Origin of the sequence: Streptomyces sp. RKAG290 (genome assembly GCF_023701695.1) — a bacterium.
In the GTDB taxonomy this organism is placed as follows: domain Bacteria; phylum Actinomycetota; class Actinomycetes; order Streptomycetales; family Streptomycetaceae; genus Streptomyces.
The window spans coordinates 5,865,771-5,881,286 of record NZ_JAJOZC010000001.1 but is presented as its reverse complement, the minus strand read 5'-3'; the positions used below and the strand labels follow the sequence as shown (position 1 = coordinate 5,881,286).

Sequence of the window (15,516 nt, the reverse complement as noted above, 5' to 3'; positions counted from 1 at the left end):
CTTCGGTGTGCCGGTGGTTCACGCCGCGTCACCCCCGTCTTCGTCGTCGGGGAACGCGCGGCGGACGAACGACGCGATGTGGTCGTGCAGGGCCCCGGCCGCCGCGTCCGCGTCGTCGGCGAGCGCGAGCCGCAGGATCTCCCGGTGCTCGGCCGCCTCCCGCTCCCAGGACGGGACGGTCGCCCAGGCGACGGTCGACACGAGCGCGGCCTGGTCCCGGACCTCGTCGAGCATCCGCGCCAGCAGCGGATTGCCGCAGGGCAGGTAGAGCGCCCGGTGGAAGTCCCGGTTGGCGAGCGACCTGTCCGCCTTGTCACCGGCCGAGTCGGCCCGCTCCAGGGCCTCCTGGGCCTCGTCCAGCGAGGCCCTGCGGGTGATGGAGCGGCGCAGCGCCTCCGGTTCGAGCAGCAGCCGCACGTCGTACACCTCCCTGGCCATGGTCGCGTCGACCAGCCGCACGATCGCGCCCTTGTACTGGCTCATGACGACGAGCCCGGTACCGGCGAGGGTCTTGAGCGCCTCACGGACGGGGGTCTTGGAGACCCCGAACTGTGCGGCGAGCTCGGTCTCCACGAGCGCCTGCCCTGGTCTCAGCTGCGCCGTGAGGATCGCGTGCTTGATCGCCTCCAGCACGTACTGGGTGCGGGACGGAATCGGGGTGGGCGCAAAGGTCATGGGTGAAGGGCTCTCGCATCTCGCGTATCGCGTCTCATATATGACGTACGAAGTACGACGCGATGAAGCTAGAGGCGCCGGGAATGTTTCGTCAACGCTTCTGACAGAAGAACTTCGCCGGACTACGACGTGTGCCGTACACCGATCGCGGGGCCGGGCCGCGCCCGCCGGGTGGCCTACGGATTCCTCCCGATGCCCCGCAACGGCCTTACCGGCCAGCCTGACCGCGTCACACACGTGCGGGTCAGGGAGGTTCGGTGGGCGGGTTGGCAGGGTCGGCGACAGGTCGGGTACTGCGGGACGGGACGGCCGGGCTGTTCCTGGCGGCGGTGGTCGTGTCCGGATTCGGCAGCTCCGCGATGTCGCTGGCGGCCGGGGTCTGGGTCAAGTCGCTGACGGACTCGGACAGTCTGGCGGCGCTCGCCCTCTTCGCCGTCTGGCTGCCGGTGCTCTTCGGACCGCTCCTCGGGGCGCTTGCCGACCGGCTGCCCAGGAAGCCGCTGCTGGTGTGGTCGAACGTCGTCATGGCCCTGTTGCTGACCACGGCGACCGCGGTGGACTCGGCGGGACGGGTCTGGATCCTGTTCGCGGTGCTCCTGCTGTACGGCTGCGGCTCCGTCCTGATGGACTCGGCCGAGTCGGCCCTGGTCGCGCAGGCCGTCGACGCCCGCCTGCTGGGCGACTTCAACGGCTTGCGGATGATGGCGAACGAGGGCATGAAGCTGCTGGCCCCGCTCACCGGCGCGGCGCTCTACGCCCGCTTCGGCGGCGCTTCGGTGGCCCTGCTGGACGCGGTCTCCTTCGCGCTGGCCGCCGGGCTCTACGGGCGGCTGCGGGCACAGCGGCCGGACCGGGCCGCGGCCGGGGAGCTGACGGGCGGCCGGGCAGCCGGGATGCGGCAGGTGTGGGGGTCGCCCGCGCTGCGGCCGCTGGTGCTCGCCGGATCGGTCACGATGCTGTGCGCCGGGCTCAACGGGGCGACGCTGTACGCCGTCGTGGACGGGACGCTCGGCCACTCCCCCGCGTACGCGGGTGTGCTCTCCGTGGCACAGGGCGCCGGGTCCGTCACGGTCGGGCTGCTGGCCGGGCCACTGCTGCGGCGGTTGCCGGAGCGGGTGTTCTCGGCGGCGGGGATCGCCGTGTTCGCGGTGGGGGTGGGGCTGCGGGCGCTGCCGTACGACACAGTGGCCCTGGGGGCCTGCGCCCTGATCGGGGCCGGGCTGCCGTGTGTGCTGATCGCCGCGATGACGGCGGTGCAGCGGGAGACGCCGGACGCGCTGCTGGGCCGCACGGCAGCGACCGCCGGCACCCTGATGATGGCGCCCAACGCCGTGGCACTGGCGCTCGGCGCGGGACTGGTCGCCCTGGTGGACGTCCAGGTACTGCTGCCCCTCGTGGGCGTGCTGGCGCTGGTGCCGGCGGGGCTGCTGGTCACGGGGCGGCGGGGGCCGCAGGCGCGGGTCCCCGCCGGTCCGCGTGCGTCAGCGACCGAGGTGTGAGAGCGCTCCGGCGACGGCTTCGAGGTCCGGGCCCGAGGCCAGCCCGGCGTGATACAGGCGCAGTTGGTTCGCGCCCAGCGAGGCCGCGTGCTCGGCGTCGCGCCGCACCGTGCCCGGACTGCCGCCCATCCCGCTCACCACGGTGAGGTTGGCAGCCAGGACGCCCTCGCGGCCGGCGAACGGCCCGAGCACGGCCTCGCGCGCCGCGTCGGCGCCGGTGCAGGGCAGCACCACACCGTCCGCCACGGACAGGATGTGCTCCGGGTCGACGCCCACGTTCGCACCGGAGCGGTACGGCGCGGGATCGGCGTGCAGCAGCACCTGGAACTCCGGTGCGGCGGCGGCCCGTACGGCGGCGACCGCCGACTCCTGGAGCCCCCGGGCCACCTCGGTGCGCCACTGGAGGGTGGCGGCCGCGAGAGTGCCGCCGAGCAGCTTCTCGACACCGGACCAGCCGGCTTCCGGGGCGCCCGGACCGGACCAGGCCGGCTCCAGCGCCCGGCGCACCGCCCGGCTCAGCTCGTCAGCGTCCAGGCCGTGGCCGGCGTACCCGGCCCGGCAGTCGGCGCAGAAGCAGAGCGACATCAGGTACTGCGCCGCCTCACCGAGCCCGACCCCGGCGACCTTGTCGTGGGCGTGCAGATGGGCGAAGCCGTACCAGCCGCAGGACTCCAGCTCGGTGCCGTGCGTGCCGCCGCGTACGGCCGCCTCCGCCGCCAGGTCGGTCAGGTAGGCGCGGACCGCGGGCTGCGCGATGCACGGCGCCCACGGGTAGCGGTCCCCGTAGGCGTTGACCACGGAGGTGTCCGGACGTTCCGCGCCCAGCCGGGAGTTGTGGGCGAGGACCACCCAGCTGTGTACCTGGAGGCCGGCTCCGGCCAGGGCCTCGGCGGCCTCGGCGTAGGGGTCTTCCGAGGCCACCCAGGACTGCCGGTAGGGGCGCAGCCCGCGCCCCGCCCACCGTGCGGCGTCCGGCGGGTAGAGCACCGCGGCGTGCTCGGCCGTGACGATGCGGCGGGCGGGGTGGCGCGGCGTCAGCGCCCGGGTGGAGTGGTAGGCGGAGGCGAGCGTCACCTGCTGGACGCCGAGGTCCGCGACGCGGGCGGCCGCGTCCGGGTCGCCGACGATGTCCCAGGGGTACAGGAAGGCGGAGGTCCTCACCCGCGCTCCCCCGCGTCGCTGCCGCGCTCCAGCAGCGCGCGGCCGCTCGCGATGATCTCGGTCAGCTCCTTGATGTGCGCGGCCGACGGCTCGGTGAGCGGGCTGCGCACCTCGCCGACGTCCAGGCCCCCCAGCCGGACGGCCGCCTTGACCAGCGAGACGGCGTAGCCGTTGCCCTTGGCCCGCAGTTCGACGAGCGGCCGGTAGAAGTGGTCGAGCAGCGCGTTGACCCCGTCGTCGTCGCCCGCCTCCAGGGCCCGGTAGAAGGCCAGGGCGATGTCGGGCGCGAAGGCGAAGACGGCGGAGGAGTAGAGCGTGACGCCGATGCCCCGGTAGGCGAGGCCGGTGAGCTCGGCGGTGGGCAGTCCGTTGAAGTACAGGAAGTCCCGGCCGGGCAGTCCGGTGCGGACGGCGCTGACGATCCGCTGCATGAGGTCGAGGTCGCCGAAGCCGTCCTTGAGGCCGATGATGCCCGGCGTCTGCGCCAGGGCGACCACGGTCTGCGGGGTGAAGACGGCGTTGTCCCGCTGGTAGACGATCGTCTCCAGTGCGGTGGCGGCGGCCAGCGCCGTGTAGTGGGCCAGCAGCCCCTCCTGGTCGGCGACGACCAGGTAGGGAGGCATGGCGAGGAGCCCGTCCGCGCCCGCCTCCTCGGCGAGCTTCGCGTACTGCACCGCCAGGGCGGTGCCGTACCCGGCGCCCGCGACGACCGGCACCTGGCCCGCGGTCTCCTCGACGGCCGCGGCGACGACGAGGTGGAACTCCTCGGGCGTCAGGGCGTGGAACTCACCCGTGCCGCAGCAGGCGAAGACGGCGGCCGCGCCGGCATCGATGCCGGTGCGCACATGCGCGCGGAAGGCGTCGAGGTCGACGGAGCCGTCGGGTCCGTAGGCGGTGACGGGGAAGAAGAGCGGCCCGGCGACAGCGGTGAGTCGGGCGGCGAGTGGGGCTGAGGTCACGGGCGCTCCCTGAGCAGGTTCAGGCGTGCACAATTCTGATTGGCGTCCATATTCATGAACGCCCTCACGCTAAAGCAGCCGCTCGGCACAGGTCAAGACGAGTACCCCCGGCCGGTTGGTTCGTCGCGAGCCGATCGAGAACGAGTGAGACACTCCGCCGGAGCGGCGCACGAGACGTGCGCAACACTTGACGCGATAGCGCATCACTTCTTAGCTTGTCCATGCATGTGAATTCCGTCCATGGATTTGACAGGATGCGTACCCGTACCCGCAGTACGGCGCGTCCGTGTCCCGCGTGCCCGCCGCGCGTATGTACCGAGGAGATCCGCGTATGCCCGCTCCCCGCACCGTCCTGCTCACCGGCGCCGCAGGCGGCCTCGGCACCCTGATGCGCGGACTGCTGCCCGCCCACGGCTACGAGCTCCGCCTCTTCGACATGGTCCCCGTCGAGGGCGAGCCGGACGCGATCACCGCGGATCTCGGCGACAAGGAGGCGCTGCGCGAGGCCGTGCGGGGTGTCGACGCGATCATCCACCTTGCGGGGATCTCCCTGGAAGCCTCGTTCGACAAGATTCTGCGGGCGAACATCGAGGGCACGTACAACCTCTACGAGGCCGCGCTCGCCGAGGGCGTGGGGCGGATCGTCTTCGCCTCCTCCAACCACGCCGTCGGATTCACCCCGCGCCCGCTTCCGGGCGACCCGCTGATCCCCATCGGCACCCCTCGCCGTCCCGACACCTTCTACGGCCTCTCCAAGTCCTTCGGCGAGGACCTCGCTCAGCTCTACTGGGACCGGCACGGCCTGGAGACCGTCTCCGTGCGCATCGGCTCCTGCTTCCCGGAGCCGACATCCGTACGGATGCTGTCCGTCTGGATGAGCCCCGGCGACGGTGCCCGGCTCTTCGACGCCGCGCTCACCGCCGAGAACGTGGGCCACACCGTCATCCACGGCTCCTCCGACAACACCCGGCTGTGGTGGGACCTGACGACGGCCCGTGCGCTCGGCTACGAGCCGAGGGACGACTCGGAGCCGTACGCGGCGAAGCTCATCGCCGAACAGGGCGAGCTGGACCCGGACAACCCGGATCACGCCCACCTCGGCGGCCACTTCTGCACCAACCCGCCGATCTGGCCTTACTGAGCGCGATCCGCCTTTCCGGCTCCCGCCCGGCCGGCGCCGGAAAGGCAGTGGCCCCGCCGGTCCCGGGCGGGCAGGATGTGGCGGCATGGCGAGACCTTCCGGATTCCGGTACGAGCAGCACGGCGACGACAGCGTCACGATCACCCACCACGGCCGCCCCGCGGGCACCCTGCGCGGCGGCCGGGCGGAGAAGTTCCTGGCAGAGGTGGGGTCGGGTGACGCGCAACTGGTGATGGCCCGCTGGACCGGGGCGTACAAGCACGGCAACGAGCGCACCGCCCGCAACCACCCGCGCAACCGGTGACACGCGCCGGCACCCCGGCAACGGGTGACCCGCGCTGACACGGCCGGGCGGAACCGGCGCTGCCGCCGTACGGGCGAAGCCACCCAAAGGTAAGGGAACGGCAAAGCCGGGTCATTCGTTACCCCGTGCATGACCGCTATGACACCCGGCTCGAACATCCCTCTCTCCGCCCCCGCGTGGCGGTGGACGTCGCCGCCCCGGTGCGGCTCGACGTCTCGGGCCTGCTGCTCACCGTCGACGGCAAGGTGCGCTCCGACGACGACTTCATCTTCTACAACCAGCCCACGGGCCCCGGTGTGACCTACCGCTCCGGCGGCGGCACCGCGCCCGACGCGATCGTGGTGGACACCGCCGCGGTGCCGCCCGGCATCGAGAAGATCGTCGTCACGGCGAGCCCGGACGGAGCGGGTCAGACCTTCCAGGGCATCGAGCCCACCGCCACCGTGCGCAACGCGGACGACGGCAGCGTGCTCGCCACCTTCACCCCGCCGCAGCTGGGCGCCGAGACCGCGCTCGTGGTCATCGAGATCTATCTGCGGGGCGGCGCCTGGAAGGCCCGTGCGGTGGGCCAGGGCTACGCCGACGGGCTGGCAGGCATCGCCACCGACTTCGGTGTCTCGGTCGAGGAACCCGGCGCGGCTCCCGCACCGGTGGCACCCCCGGCCCCGCCGCCGCCCCGGCGGACCCGCGGATCGCCGCCCCCGTGACACCGGCCGCGCCGCCGGCCCCGCCCGCCGCGCCTCCGGCGCCGCCGGCCTCGGGCAAGATCAACCTCGACAAGGGCCGGGTCAGCCTGCAGAAGAACCAGACGGTGTCCCTGGTCAAGGGCGGCCGGCCGCTGCTCTCCCAGGTCAAGATGGGCCTCGGCTGGGAGCCCGCGTTCCGCGGCAAGGACATCGACCTGGACGCCTCGGTGATCGCCTACGGCCCGAACCGCAACCACCTGGACAGCTGCTACTTCGGCAAGCTCTCCATCCTGAACGGCGCCATCAAGCACTCGGGCGACAACCTCACGGGCGAGGGCGCGGGGGACGACGAGGTGATCGTCGTCGATCTGGGCCGGATCCCCCAGGAGGCGACCGGTCTGGTCTTCACGGTCAACTCGTTCACCGGCCAGAAGTTCACCGAGGTGGCCAAGGCCTACTGCCGGCTGATCGACGCGGCCACCGGCGAGGAGCTGGTCCGCTTCGACCTGACGGGCGCGGAGCCGCAGACCGGCGTGATCATGGCAAAGCTGATCAAGCAGTTCTCCGGCGAGTGGGAGATGACCGCGATGGGCGACTTCGTGAAGTCGCGCACCGTCCGCGGCATGGTCAAGCCCGCCGCCCAGTCCCTCTAAGGGCTGTCCCGGGACAGCCCTTGGGGTCTTGCGATCCGGGCGAGAGGCCCCTGGGCCACTCGCTCAGGGCCTGTCCGGCGCCGTCGGGGGCCGGAACAGGGCCCCGGGCGCCGGTGGAACGGCTTCAGGGGCACCCGGCTGGTTGCGGGTGCCCCTGAAGGCTGTCGGCAGAGGGATACGGCGGACGCGGCGCGTGCTCGTCGCTTCTCTCAGAGCTTGGTCAGCTTGGAGTACGGGCTCAGGATCCTCCCCTGTCGCCCCGAGAAGTCGATGAGCACTGCGTCGTTGTCGCCCTCGACAGCAAGGACTCGACCGAGCCCGAACTGGTCATGCGACACCCTGTCGCCCACATCGAACAATTCGACCGGTGGGGCCGCCTGGGCCGGGCGGTTGAAGGGACTGGAAGGCAGGTGACGCCGGGATCCGGCTGACTGTTTCATTACCTTGAGTATGCGCCCTGGAAACGCCCGACGCCATGCCCGACCGCTCCTGGAGCCCCACTGATGCCGGATTCGTAATCAGCGATTCCGCGGCCGCCCGGCCTCCCGACCCGCTCCCGGCAAGGGCACCACGCCGGAGCGCGGCGTCCGGAAGGCCCCGGAGGTGTGGCGGTTATCGCTTTCCCGCGAGGGTGTCCGCACCGCGTCGGCCGGGCCCGGGGCGCGGGCCGGTGGCGCGGCCTGCGCGGCCGTTCCGGCCTCGCCGCGGGCCGTCACCGGCGCACCGCTCCGTGTCACGGAGAGGGCCGGCCGGCCCTCATCGCCCGGCATCGCGGGAGCCCGCGCCGCACCGTCACGCCCCCTTACCGGGCGGCGCCGGAGCAGACCGGTCCGGTCGTCGGGTGACCCCGGGCAGACCGGTCCGGCTCGCTCGTACGGGTTACCGGTCCCGCCGCGGCTGACGCTTCCACGGGCCCGTGATGGCCAGCATGATCCCCGGCGTCTGGATGTTGGCGTAGAGCGTCTTGCCGTCGGGCGAGAACGTCACGCCGGTGAACTCGCTGTACTCCGGCTCCGCCTCGGTTCCGGCGTTCAGTTCGTTGCGCGCGATGGGGTACGTGCGGCCGCTCTCGGTCGCCCCGAACAGGTGCTGGACGCCCTCGCCGTCCTCGGCGATCACCAGGCCGCCGTACGGCGAGACGGTGATGTTGTCCGGGCCGTCGAAGGCGCCGTCCTTGGAGGGGTCGGCGTTGACGCCGAGGAGCACCTTCAGCGTCAGCGTGCGGCGCTTGGGGTCGTAGAACCAGACCTGGCCGTCGTGCTGGACGGGGCTCTCCGCGCGGGCGAACGAGGAGACGATGTAGGCGCCGCCGTCGCTCCACCACATGCCTTCGAGCTTGCGGGCCCGGGTGACGTCCTTGTCGCCGAACTGCTTGCGCACCGAGACGGTCCTGGCGTCGCGGTCGGGGACGTCGACCCAGTCCACGCCATAGACCGTGCCGATCTCGGTGGCGCGGGAGAGGTCGTCGACGAACCTGCCGCTCCGGTCGAAGCACCTGGTGGCCTGCAGGACACCGGCGTCGTCGGCGAGCGTGCGCAGCTTGCCGCGGCCGTGCCGGAAGCCGTGCGGCGGGACCCAGCGGTAGAGCAGCCCGTTGGGGCCGGCCGCGTCCTCGGTGAGGTAGGCGTGGCCCTGCTTCGGGTCGATGACGACGGCCTCGTGGGCGTACCGGCCGAACGCCTTGACGGGGTGCGGGTCGCGGTTGGCGTGCCTGTCCTGCGGGTCGACCTCGAAGACGTAGCCGTGGTCCTTGAGCAGACCGTTCTTCCCGGCCTTGTCCTCGGTCTCCTCGCAGGTGAGCCAGGTGCCCCACGGGGAGGCGCCGCCCGCGCAGTTGGTGGAGGTGCCGGCGATGCCGACCCATTCGGCGGTGCGGCCGTCGCGGCGGGTCTCCACGACGGTGCAGCCGCCGGCCGCGACCGCGTCGTAGACCAGACCGTCGGTGAGCGGGACCGGGTGCTCCCAGTCGGCGCGGGTGCCGCTCAGTTCGTGGTTGTTCACCAGCAGGGTGACGCCGCGCGGGCCCTCGAAGGTGGCCGTGCCGTCGTGGTTGGAGGGGGTGAACTCACCGGTCTCCAGCTTGGTGACGCCGCTGTGGGTGATGACCTTGTACGAGAATCCGGCGGGCAGCGCGACTATGCCCTTCGGGTCGGGGAGCAGCGCCCCGTAGCCCGGCCCGTCGCTGTGTCCGTGTCCGTCGTGCCCGTGTCCGTCGTGGTCGTGACCGTGGCCGTGGTCGTCGTGGCCGTGCTTCGGGTCCCCGGCGGCGAGGGCGCCGGGCGCGGTGGCCAGCGCGGCGACGGTTCCGGTGAGGGCGATGCCGGCACCGGTGAGGGCGGACTGTCTGCTGAATTCCCTGCGCGTGAAGGCCATCACGTACTCCTGGTGCAGCTGGGACGGGTTGGTTGCGGGATCACCGTCCCGCCCCTGCGCCAACACCAGTTGAACTGAGGACGACTTCGAGGGAATCCGTTCCGTGAACTTCCCCGCCGGACCCGGCCCCCGGCCGCCCTCGTCCGTAGGCTCTCTAGCTGCCCGAGCCGCTCCGGGACCGGGCCTTGAAGGCGGCCTTGCGGGCCTCCTTGGCCTGCTTCTTGTCGCTGTGCAGCCGGCCCATCGCCTCAAGGACGTCCGCCGTCGCCGGGTGGTCCACCCGCCACACCTCGTCGAAGAAGCCGCTGTGCTGTCCGGACAGCCCCTCGACCAGGCCCTGCAGCTCGTCCAGGTCGCCGTCCGCCTCCAGCTGCGCCGCGATCGTGTCCACGGCGAGCCAGAAGATCATCGACTCCGGCGGTGCGGGCACGTCGGCGGCGCCGAGCTCCGCGAGCCAGACCCGTGCGAGCCCGCCCAGCTCCCCGTCGTCGAGCACGGCGCGCACCGCGGGTTCGGCCTCCGCGCCGACCAGGGCGAGCGCCTGCTGGCAGTGCAGCCGCCGCAGGGGTGCCTGCGCGTCCTCGCCGCGTGCGGCGTCCAGGAGTTCGGCGGCCGCCCCGTCGGCGCCGCGTGCGGCGAGCCACAGCTGGACCTCGCTGCGGGCCGCCTCCTCCGGGTAGTACGCGATGCCGCCGAGGAGCGCGTCGGCGCCCTTGTCCGCGAGGTCCCCGATCGCCGGGGCCTCCACACCGGCGTCCAGCATCCGGGCCCGGATGCCGTACAGGCCGAGGGGGGTCAGCTTCACCATCCCGTACCGGGTGACGTCCTCGTCGTCGACCGGCGGCGTGGCGTCCGCGCCGTCCTCGGCCAGCAACGCCTCGTCCACCGGCCGGTACTCGACGATGCCGATGGGCTCCAGGACCCGGAACTGGTCGTCGAGGCGCATCATCGCGTCCGAGACCTGCTCCAGGATGTCGTCGGTGGGCTCACCCATGTCGTCGGGCACGATCATCGAGGCGGCGAGCGCGGGCAGCGGCACGGGGGCACCGGCGGCGTCGCCGACGGTGAGGAGGTAGAGGTTGCCGAGTACCCCGTCGAGGAACTCCGCCTCGGTCTCCGGGTCCCAGTCCAGGGCGTCGAAGTCGATCGAACCGTCCTCGCCGACGAGGTCGGCGAAGTCGTCGAAGAAGGGGGCGGTGGCGTCGGCGTGGGCGGCCTCCAGGCCGTCGAGCCAGATCGCCAGGACGTCCTGGGGTGAACCGCCGGTCAGCAGCGCCAGGTTCTCGCCGGCGGTGACGGTGCCCTCCGCCTCCTCGCCGAAGCCGTCCTCGTCCGTGCCCGGCCCCGTCTCGTCGTCCGCCTCCGGGTCCTCGACCTCGACGAGCCCGGTGTCGACCGCGAGCCGCCAGGCCTCGCTGGCCTCCGCCGCACCGTCCTCGTCCGCGGTGAGGCCGAGGTGCTCGGCCGCCGCGGGCAGCTGTGCGTCGACGAGCTCGCCGCCGGCGCCGACCCGGGTGCCGGGGCCGGCCCAGCGGGCGAGCCGGACGGCACGGGCGAGCAGCGGCGCGGCAAGCGCGTCCCGTGCCAGCTCCGCCTCGGTGTGCAGCCGTACCGGGGGCAGGGTGGGGCGCTCTGCGGACATCAGGGGGGTCTCCTAGGAACGTACGGGGCGTACCCGCCGGGGCCATGGCGCCGGGCGCGTACGGGGACAGGCGGCCCAAGCGTAGACGCATTTCGCCGTACGCCGCCCGGTGCACGGGCCGGACCGCGGGCGCCCGGCCGCGGAGCCCCGGCGCCCGGCGGCCGCACGCCCGCGATCACCGCTTCCCGTCGCCCGGCCGCAGACTGAGCGCGGGGGTGTAGCGGTGTACTCCGCCGCCCTTGATCCCCGGGTAGGTCTGCACCCGCTCCCACTGCGGCGTGCGCGACCCGACCCCGTTCCCGGGAGCGGCCAGTGCGTCGATGTGGGCCTGTGCGCTCACCCATTGTGCGTAATTGAGCACCCGGGTCCCGTCGGTGCTCACATGGAAGTGCGCGGCGATGCCTCCGGGCGCGGGCGCCGGGTCCGTCCCGAGCGCCTCGAACACGCCGTCCACCCAGTCGCGTTGGCGGGCCGTGTCCGCCCCGTCGAACTCGACGTCGACGATCACGACGGTCCCCGGCTCCCGCTCGTCCGGCCCGTCCGGCGACGAGGAGCGGTACAGCTCGTAGGTGTGCAGCCCGAGCCGTTCGATGCCCGGCACGGCGGCGTCGATCTCGGCGTTGCGCGCATCCCTGCCGTCCCGGACGAAGGCCTGGTAGCTCTCCTGCTCCGTCCACTGCGAGTAGTGGAACAGCGTCCGCCCGTCCTCCCCCACGTGCACGGTGTACGAGAGCAGCCCCGGGTGCGGCCATTCCCGGCTGCCCCACGCGGCCCGGACGGCCTCGACGGCCTGTCGCTGCCGCTCCGGCGTGCCGACGTCCCAGGTACTGGCCTTGACGATCCCCGCGTCCGAGCGGGTGACATCGGGCCCGGACACGAACTCCACGGTCATGACTGCTCCCCTCACCGGCGCTCCCCTGCGGTGCGCCCGTGACAGCCACCCTGTGACGTGAAGCGCGGTTGAGGTCAACAGCGGTCCGCCCGGTCCGCGGCCGGGAGAGCCCTTAGGCTGACAAACCGGACTACGAACGGAGAACCGCATGTCGCTGCGGGTCGAGGGCATCACGCGCGAGCAGCACCTGGCCTTTGTCGCCGGCCGCAGTTCCGTGAGCCATATGCAGGTCCCGTCGTGGGGCGAGGTGAAGCCCGACTGGCGCGCGGAGAGCATCGGCTGGTTCGAGGGCGGGCAGCTCGTCGGCGCCGGCCTGGTGCTGTACCGCCCGATCCCCGGGTGAAGCGGTATCTGGCCTATCTGCCGGAGGGCCCGGTCATCCCGTGGCACGAGGGTGATCTGGGGCCCTGGCTGGATCCGCTGGTGGCCCATGTGAAGGCACAGGGCGCGTTCACGGTACGGATGGGCCCGCCCGTGGTCGTCCGCCGCTGGGAGGCGCAGACCGTCAAGGACGCCATCCCCGACCCGGCCGCGGGGCGGCTGCGCGACGTCGAGCCGGACGTGACCGAGCCCCGGGCCGCCGAGGTCGTGGCCCAGCTGCGCCGCCTGGGCTGGCAGCAGGGCGAGGACGAGAGCACGGACGGCTTCAGCGCCGGACAGCCCCGGTACGTCTTCCAGGTGCCGTTCGCCGGACTGTCGCTGGAGGAGATCCGCGGCGGGCTGAACCAGCAGTGGCGGCGCAACATCAAAAAGGCGGAGAAGGCGGGCGTGAAGGTGGTCGAGGGCGGCCACGACGACCTCGAAGCGTTCTACGGTCTTTACCTCGAAACGGCCGAGCGGGACCGCTTCATCCCCCGCCCGCTCGCCTACTTCCAGCGCATGTGGACCGCGCTGCGCGCCGAGGACCCCGACCGGATGCGGCTGTATCTCGCGCACCACGAGGGGGAGATCCTCTCCGCGGCGACGATGCTCACGGTCGGCACCCACGTCTGGTACTCCTACGGCGCCTCCACGAGCCGCCGGCGCGAGGTGCAGCCCAACAACGCCATCCAGTGGCGGATGATGAGCGACGCGTACGAACAGGGCGCTACCGTCTACGACCTGCGCGGCATCACCGACACCCTCGACGAGGGCAACCACCTGCTGGGTCTGCTGCGCTTCAAGGCCGGCACCGGCGGCCGGGCGGCCGAGTACGTCGGCGAGTGGGACTACCCGGTCAACAGGCTGCTGCACAAGGCCTTCGGCCTGTACATGGCCCGCCGCTGACGCGCCGGGCCGCCGTGCCAGAATCCGGGACGTGATGCTGCGTACCGCCACCCGCCAGGACCTGCCTGCCGTGCTCGCGCTCCTCGCCGACGAGGACGAGGTCGTCGACCCCGCCTCGGTCGTCGTCGACGAGGCGTACGAGAAGGCGTTCGCCGACGTCACGGCCGACGCGCGCAACGAGATCCTGGTGCTGGTGGACGGCGGGACGGTGGTGGGCTGTCTGCAGGCCACCTACATCCCCGGGCTGGGCAGGCACGGCGCCGAGCGGGCGCTGATCGAGGCCGTCCGGATCAGGCCGGACCGGCGGGGCGGCGGGCTCGGGCGGGAGCTGATGCAGCGGACCGTCGAGCGGGCACGGCAGCGGGGGTGCGCGCTGGTGCAGCTGACCAGCAACAGGCAGCGTACGGACGCGCACCGGTTCTACGCGTCGCTGGGCTTCGCCGCCAGCCACGAAGGTTTCAAGCTCACCCTCTGAAGACCGGGGCGGGCGCCCTCACCGGCTCGGCGCGGTCCGCCAGCCGGTCATGTTGAACTCGTCGAGCAGCCGCACGTCGCTGCCCTCCAGCGGGAAGCTGCGCGCCTCCAGACCGGGCGCCGGGGCGATCTCCAGCGCGTCGCCCTCGATCAGGTCGCCGCCGGTCGGGGTGGAGACCCAGACGAGGAGGGACGTCATGGTCTTCCCGGGTGCCAGCATGACCTCCTCGGGGCCCCGGTCGGTGCCGAAGTAGGACGAGCCGGGGTTCACCTTCACCGGGAGCGCGTCGCCGTTCTCGTCGACGGCCTGGACCGAGGGGTAGCCGTCGACCCGGGTGGGCTTGCTGCCGCAGTTGGTCAGGGTGAGCCCGACGGCCCGGTGGCCGAGGGCGGCCTCCACGGGCCCCATGTCCACGACGAGGCCCGAGGCCGGGCAGCCGGTGGCGGAGAGCGCGGGGGTCGGCCGGACGGGGGCCCCGGGGCGCTCGGGGGCCGCGGACGCGATGTCCGGGGGCGTCGGCGCGAGCGCGTCCGCCGTGGCCGTGCGCGACGGACTCGGGCCCGCCTCCCCCTCCCCGCCGGCACCAGGAATCCCGCGCACCCCGACAGGGTGAGTGCCCCGGCCACGGCCAGGGCCGCCAGGACCGGTCTGCGTATCCCCGTCCCGTTCACTGCCCGCATGCTCATGCACCCGCCCCCACTTCGGCCCGCCATGAATTTCGGCCGATCATGCCAGAGCGGCGATTGTTGAGTGTTCCTTCACCTTCACCCGGAGAAGAACTAAGTGGACCTTCACGGTCCGCGGGGCGGACACTTCGGGACATGACGCCGCCCGCACCGTCCCGCCCGCGCCCCTTCGGCCGCGCCCTCTGCGCCATGATCACGCCGTTCACCGCCGACGGCGCGCTCGATCCGGACGCCGCCGCAGCGCACGCCGCCGCTCTGGTCGCGGACGGCTGCGACGGTCTGGTGCTCAGCGGCACCACCGGGGAGTCCCCGACCACCTCGGACGCCGAGAAGGCCACGCTGCTGCGCGCGGTGCGGGAGGCGGTCGGCTCGCAGGTGCCGGTGCTCGCGGGTGTCGGCAGTGCGGACACCCGGCACACCGTGGAGCTGGCCCGGCAGGCGGAGCAGGCGGGCGCCGACGGCCTGCTGGTGGTGACCCCGTACTACAGCCGGCCCCCGCAGGCCGCTGTCGAGGCGCACTTCCTGCGCGTCGCCGGGTCGACCGGCCTTCCGGTGATGCTGTACGACATCCCCGGCCGCACCGGCACCCGCATCGAACCGGAGACGATGCTGCGGCTTGCGGAGCACCCACGCGTCGTGGCGGTGAAGGACTGTTCGCAGGACCTGCTGGGCGCGACCGGGGTGATCGCCGCCACCGGCCTGGCGTACTACTCGGGCTGCGAGGAACTGAACCTGCCGCTGTACGCGGTGGGCGGGGCGGGCTACGTCAGCACCGTCGCCAATGTGGCGCCCCGTCAGCTGCGGTCCGTACTGGACGCGTTCGACACCGGCGACACCGCGCGGGCGGCCCGGCTGAACGGGCTGCTGGCACCGCTCACCGTCCTGATGATGGCGTCCGGGCTGCCCGGCACCGTGACGGCGAAGGCGCTGCTGGACGCGGGACCGGTCCGGGAACCACTGCAGCCCGCCGGGCGCGAGGCGGCCGACGGGCTGCGAAGGGCGTACGGGGAACTGCTCGCCGCACTTTAGGGCCGCTCGTCCGGATCCTGCCGGGTTCGCGTGCCCTGGTGCCGCACCCCGATCCGGCCCGGTCCGAACGGAAAG

At 72.7% G+C, this 15,516-nt stretch carries 13 protein-coding genes and 2 pseudogenes; 7 read left to right on the top strand and 8 right to left on the bottom strand.

Going from position 1 to position 15,516, the window contains the following annotated elements; translation table 11 throughout:
- Window positions 1-18 precede the first annotated feature (18 nt).
- Window positions 19-675 (bottom strand): GntR family transcriptional regulator, encoded by a 657-nt coding sequence (locus LNW71_RS25970; protein WP_250970430.1) that lies wholly within the window; start codon window positions 673-675, stop codon window positions 19-21.
- 257 nt (window positions 676-932) lie between these two features.
- Here LNW71_RS25970 and LNW71_RS25965 point away from each other — a divergent pair, with 257 nt between their 5' ends.
- Window positions 933-2,174: an MFS transporter gene (locus LNW71_RS25965; RefSeq protein ID WP_250970429.1), complete on the top strand. Its 1,242-nt coding sequence runs from the start codon at window positions 933-935 to the stop codon at window positions 2,172-2,174.
- Here LNW71_RS25965 and LNW71_RS25960 read toward each other — a convergent pair.
- Window positions 2,157-3,335 carry a hypothetical protein gene (locus tag LNW71_RS25960; protein ID WP_250970428.1) on the bottom strand — a complete coding sequence of 393 codons (1,179 nt, stop codon included), beginning with the start codon at window positions 3,333-3,335 and terminating at the stop codon, window positions 2,157-2,159. The genes LNW71_RS25965 and LNW71_RS25960 overlap by 18 nt on opposite strands.
- Window positions 3,332-4,294, bottom strand: coding sequence for a 5-dehydro-4-deoxyglucarate dehydratase (locus LNW71_RS25955; RefSeq protein ID WP_250970427.1), 963 nt, complete (start codon window positions 4,292-4,294; stop codon window positions 3,332-3,334). Before LNW71_RS25955 ends, LNW71_RS25960 begins: the two co-directional genes overlap by 4 nt.
- Before the next feature lie 331 nt (window positions 4,295-4,625).
- On the opposite strand from LNW71_RS25955, the gene LNW71_RS25950 reads away from it, so the two are divergent.
- The 3 genes and pseudogenes from LNW71_RS25950 to LNW71_RS25940 all read left to right on the top strand — a co-directional run bounded on the left by LNW71_RS25950 (window position 4,626) and on the right by LNW71_RS25940 (window position 7,078).
- Complete coding sequence (locus LNW71_RS25950; RefSeq protein ID WP_250970426.1) at window positions 4,626-5,435, top strand: NAD(P)-dependent oxidoreductase; 810 nt, start codon at window positions 4,626-4,628, stop codon at window positions 5,433-5,435.
- Between the two features lie 85 nt (window positions 5,436-5,520).
- Window positions 5,521-5,739, top strand: coding sequence for a hypothetical protein (locus tag LNW71_RS25945; protein ID WP_250970425.1), 219 nt, complete (start codon window positions 5,521-5,523; stop codon window positions 5,737-5,739).
- A gap of 138 nt (window positions 5,740-5,877) precedes the next feature.
- Window positions 5,878-7,078: pseudogene (locus tag LNW71_RS25940) on the top strand (TerD family protein).
- Window positions 7,079-7,287: 209 nt separating this feature from the next.
- On the opposite strand, the gene LNW71_RS25935 reads toward LNW71_RS25940, so the two are convergent.
- The 4 genes from LNW71_RS25935 to LNW71_RS25920 form a co-directional block, all read right to left on the bottom strand.
- On the bottom strand, window positions 7,288-7,518 hold the full coding sequence (locus LNW71_RS25935; protein ID WP_037711258.1) for a hypothetical protein: 231 nt from the start codon (window positions 7,516-7,518) through the stop codon (window positions 7,288-7,290).
- Window positions 7,519-7,957: 439 nt separating this feature from the next.
- On the bottom strand, window positions 7,958-9,451 hold the full coding sequence (locus tag LNW71_RS25930; protein ID WP_250970424.1) for an alkaline phosphatase PhoX: 1,494 nt from the start codon (window positions 9,449-9,451) through the stop codon (window positions 7,958-7,960).
- A gap of 154 nt (window positions 9,452-9,605) precedes the next feature.
- Window positions 9,606-11,093, bottom strand: a complete 1,488-nt coding sequence (locus LNW71_RS25925; protein ID WP_250970423.1) for a hypothetical protein — start codon at window positions 11,091-11,093, stop codon at window positions 9,606-9,608.
- Window positions 11,094-11,268: 175 nt separating this feature from the next.
- Window positions 11,269-11,985, bottom strand: a complete 717-nt coding sequence (locus LNW71_RS25920) for an antibiotic biosynthesis monooxygenase (protein WP_250970422.1) — start codon at window positions 11,983-11,985, stop codon at window positions 11,269-11,271.
- A 148-nt stretch (window positions 11,986-12,133) separates the two neighbouring features.
- Here LNW71_RS25920 and LNW71_RS25915 point away from each other — a divergent pair.
- Together LNW71_RS25915 and LNW71_RS25910 are read left to right on the top strand one after the other, a co-directional pair.
- A pseudogene (locus tag LNW71_RS25915) lies at window positions 12,134-13,251 on the top strand (lipid II:glycine glycyltransferase FemX).
- A 34-nt stretch (window positions 13,252-13,285) separates the two neighbouring features.
- Window positions 13,286-13,726: a GNAT family N-acetyltransferase gene (locus LNW71_RS25910; protein ID WP_250972149.1), complete on the top strand. Its 441-nt coding sequence runs from the start codon at window positions 13,286-13,288 to the stop codon at window positions 13,724-13,726.
- A gap of 18 nt (window positions 13,727-13,744) precedes the next feature.
- Here the strand turns inward: LNW71_RS25910 and LNW71_RS25905 are convergent, their stop codons facing one another.
- Window positions 13,745-14,326, bottom strand: coding sequence for a DUF4232 domain-containing protein (locus LNW71_RS25905; RefSeq protein WP_250970421.1), 582 nt, complete (start codon window positions 14,324-14,326; stop codon window positions 13,745-13,747).
- Between the two features lie 221 nt (window positions 14,327-14,547).
- Here LNW71_RS25905 and dapA point away from each other — a divergent pair, with 221 nt between their 5' ends.
- Window positions 14,548-15,441 (top strand): 4-hydroxy-tetrahydrodipicolinate synthase, encoded by an 894-nt coding sequence (dapA, locus tag LNW71_RS25900; RefSeq protein ID WP_250970420.1) that lies wholly within the window; start codon window positions 14,548-14,550, stop codon window positions 15,439-15,441.
- The last annotated feature ends 75 nt before the right edge of the window (window positions 15,442-15,516 follow it).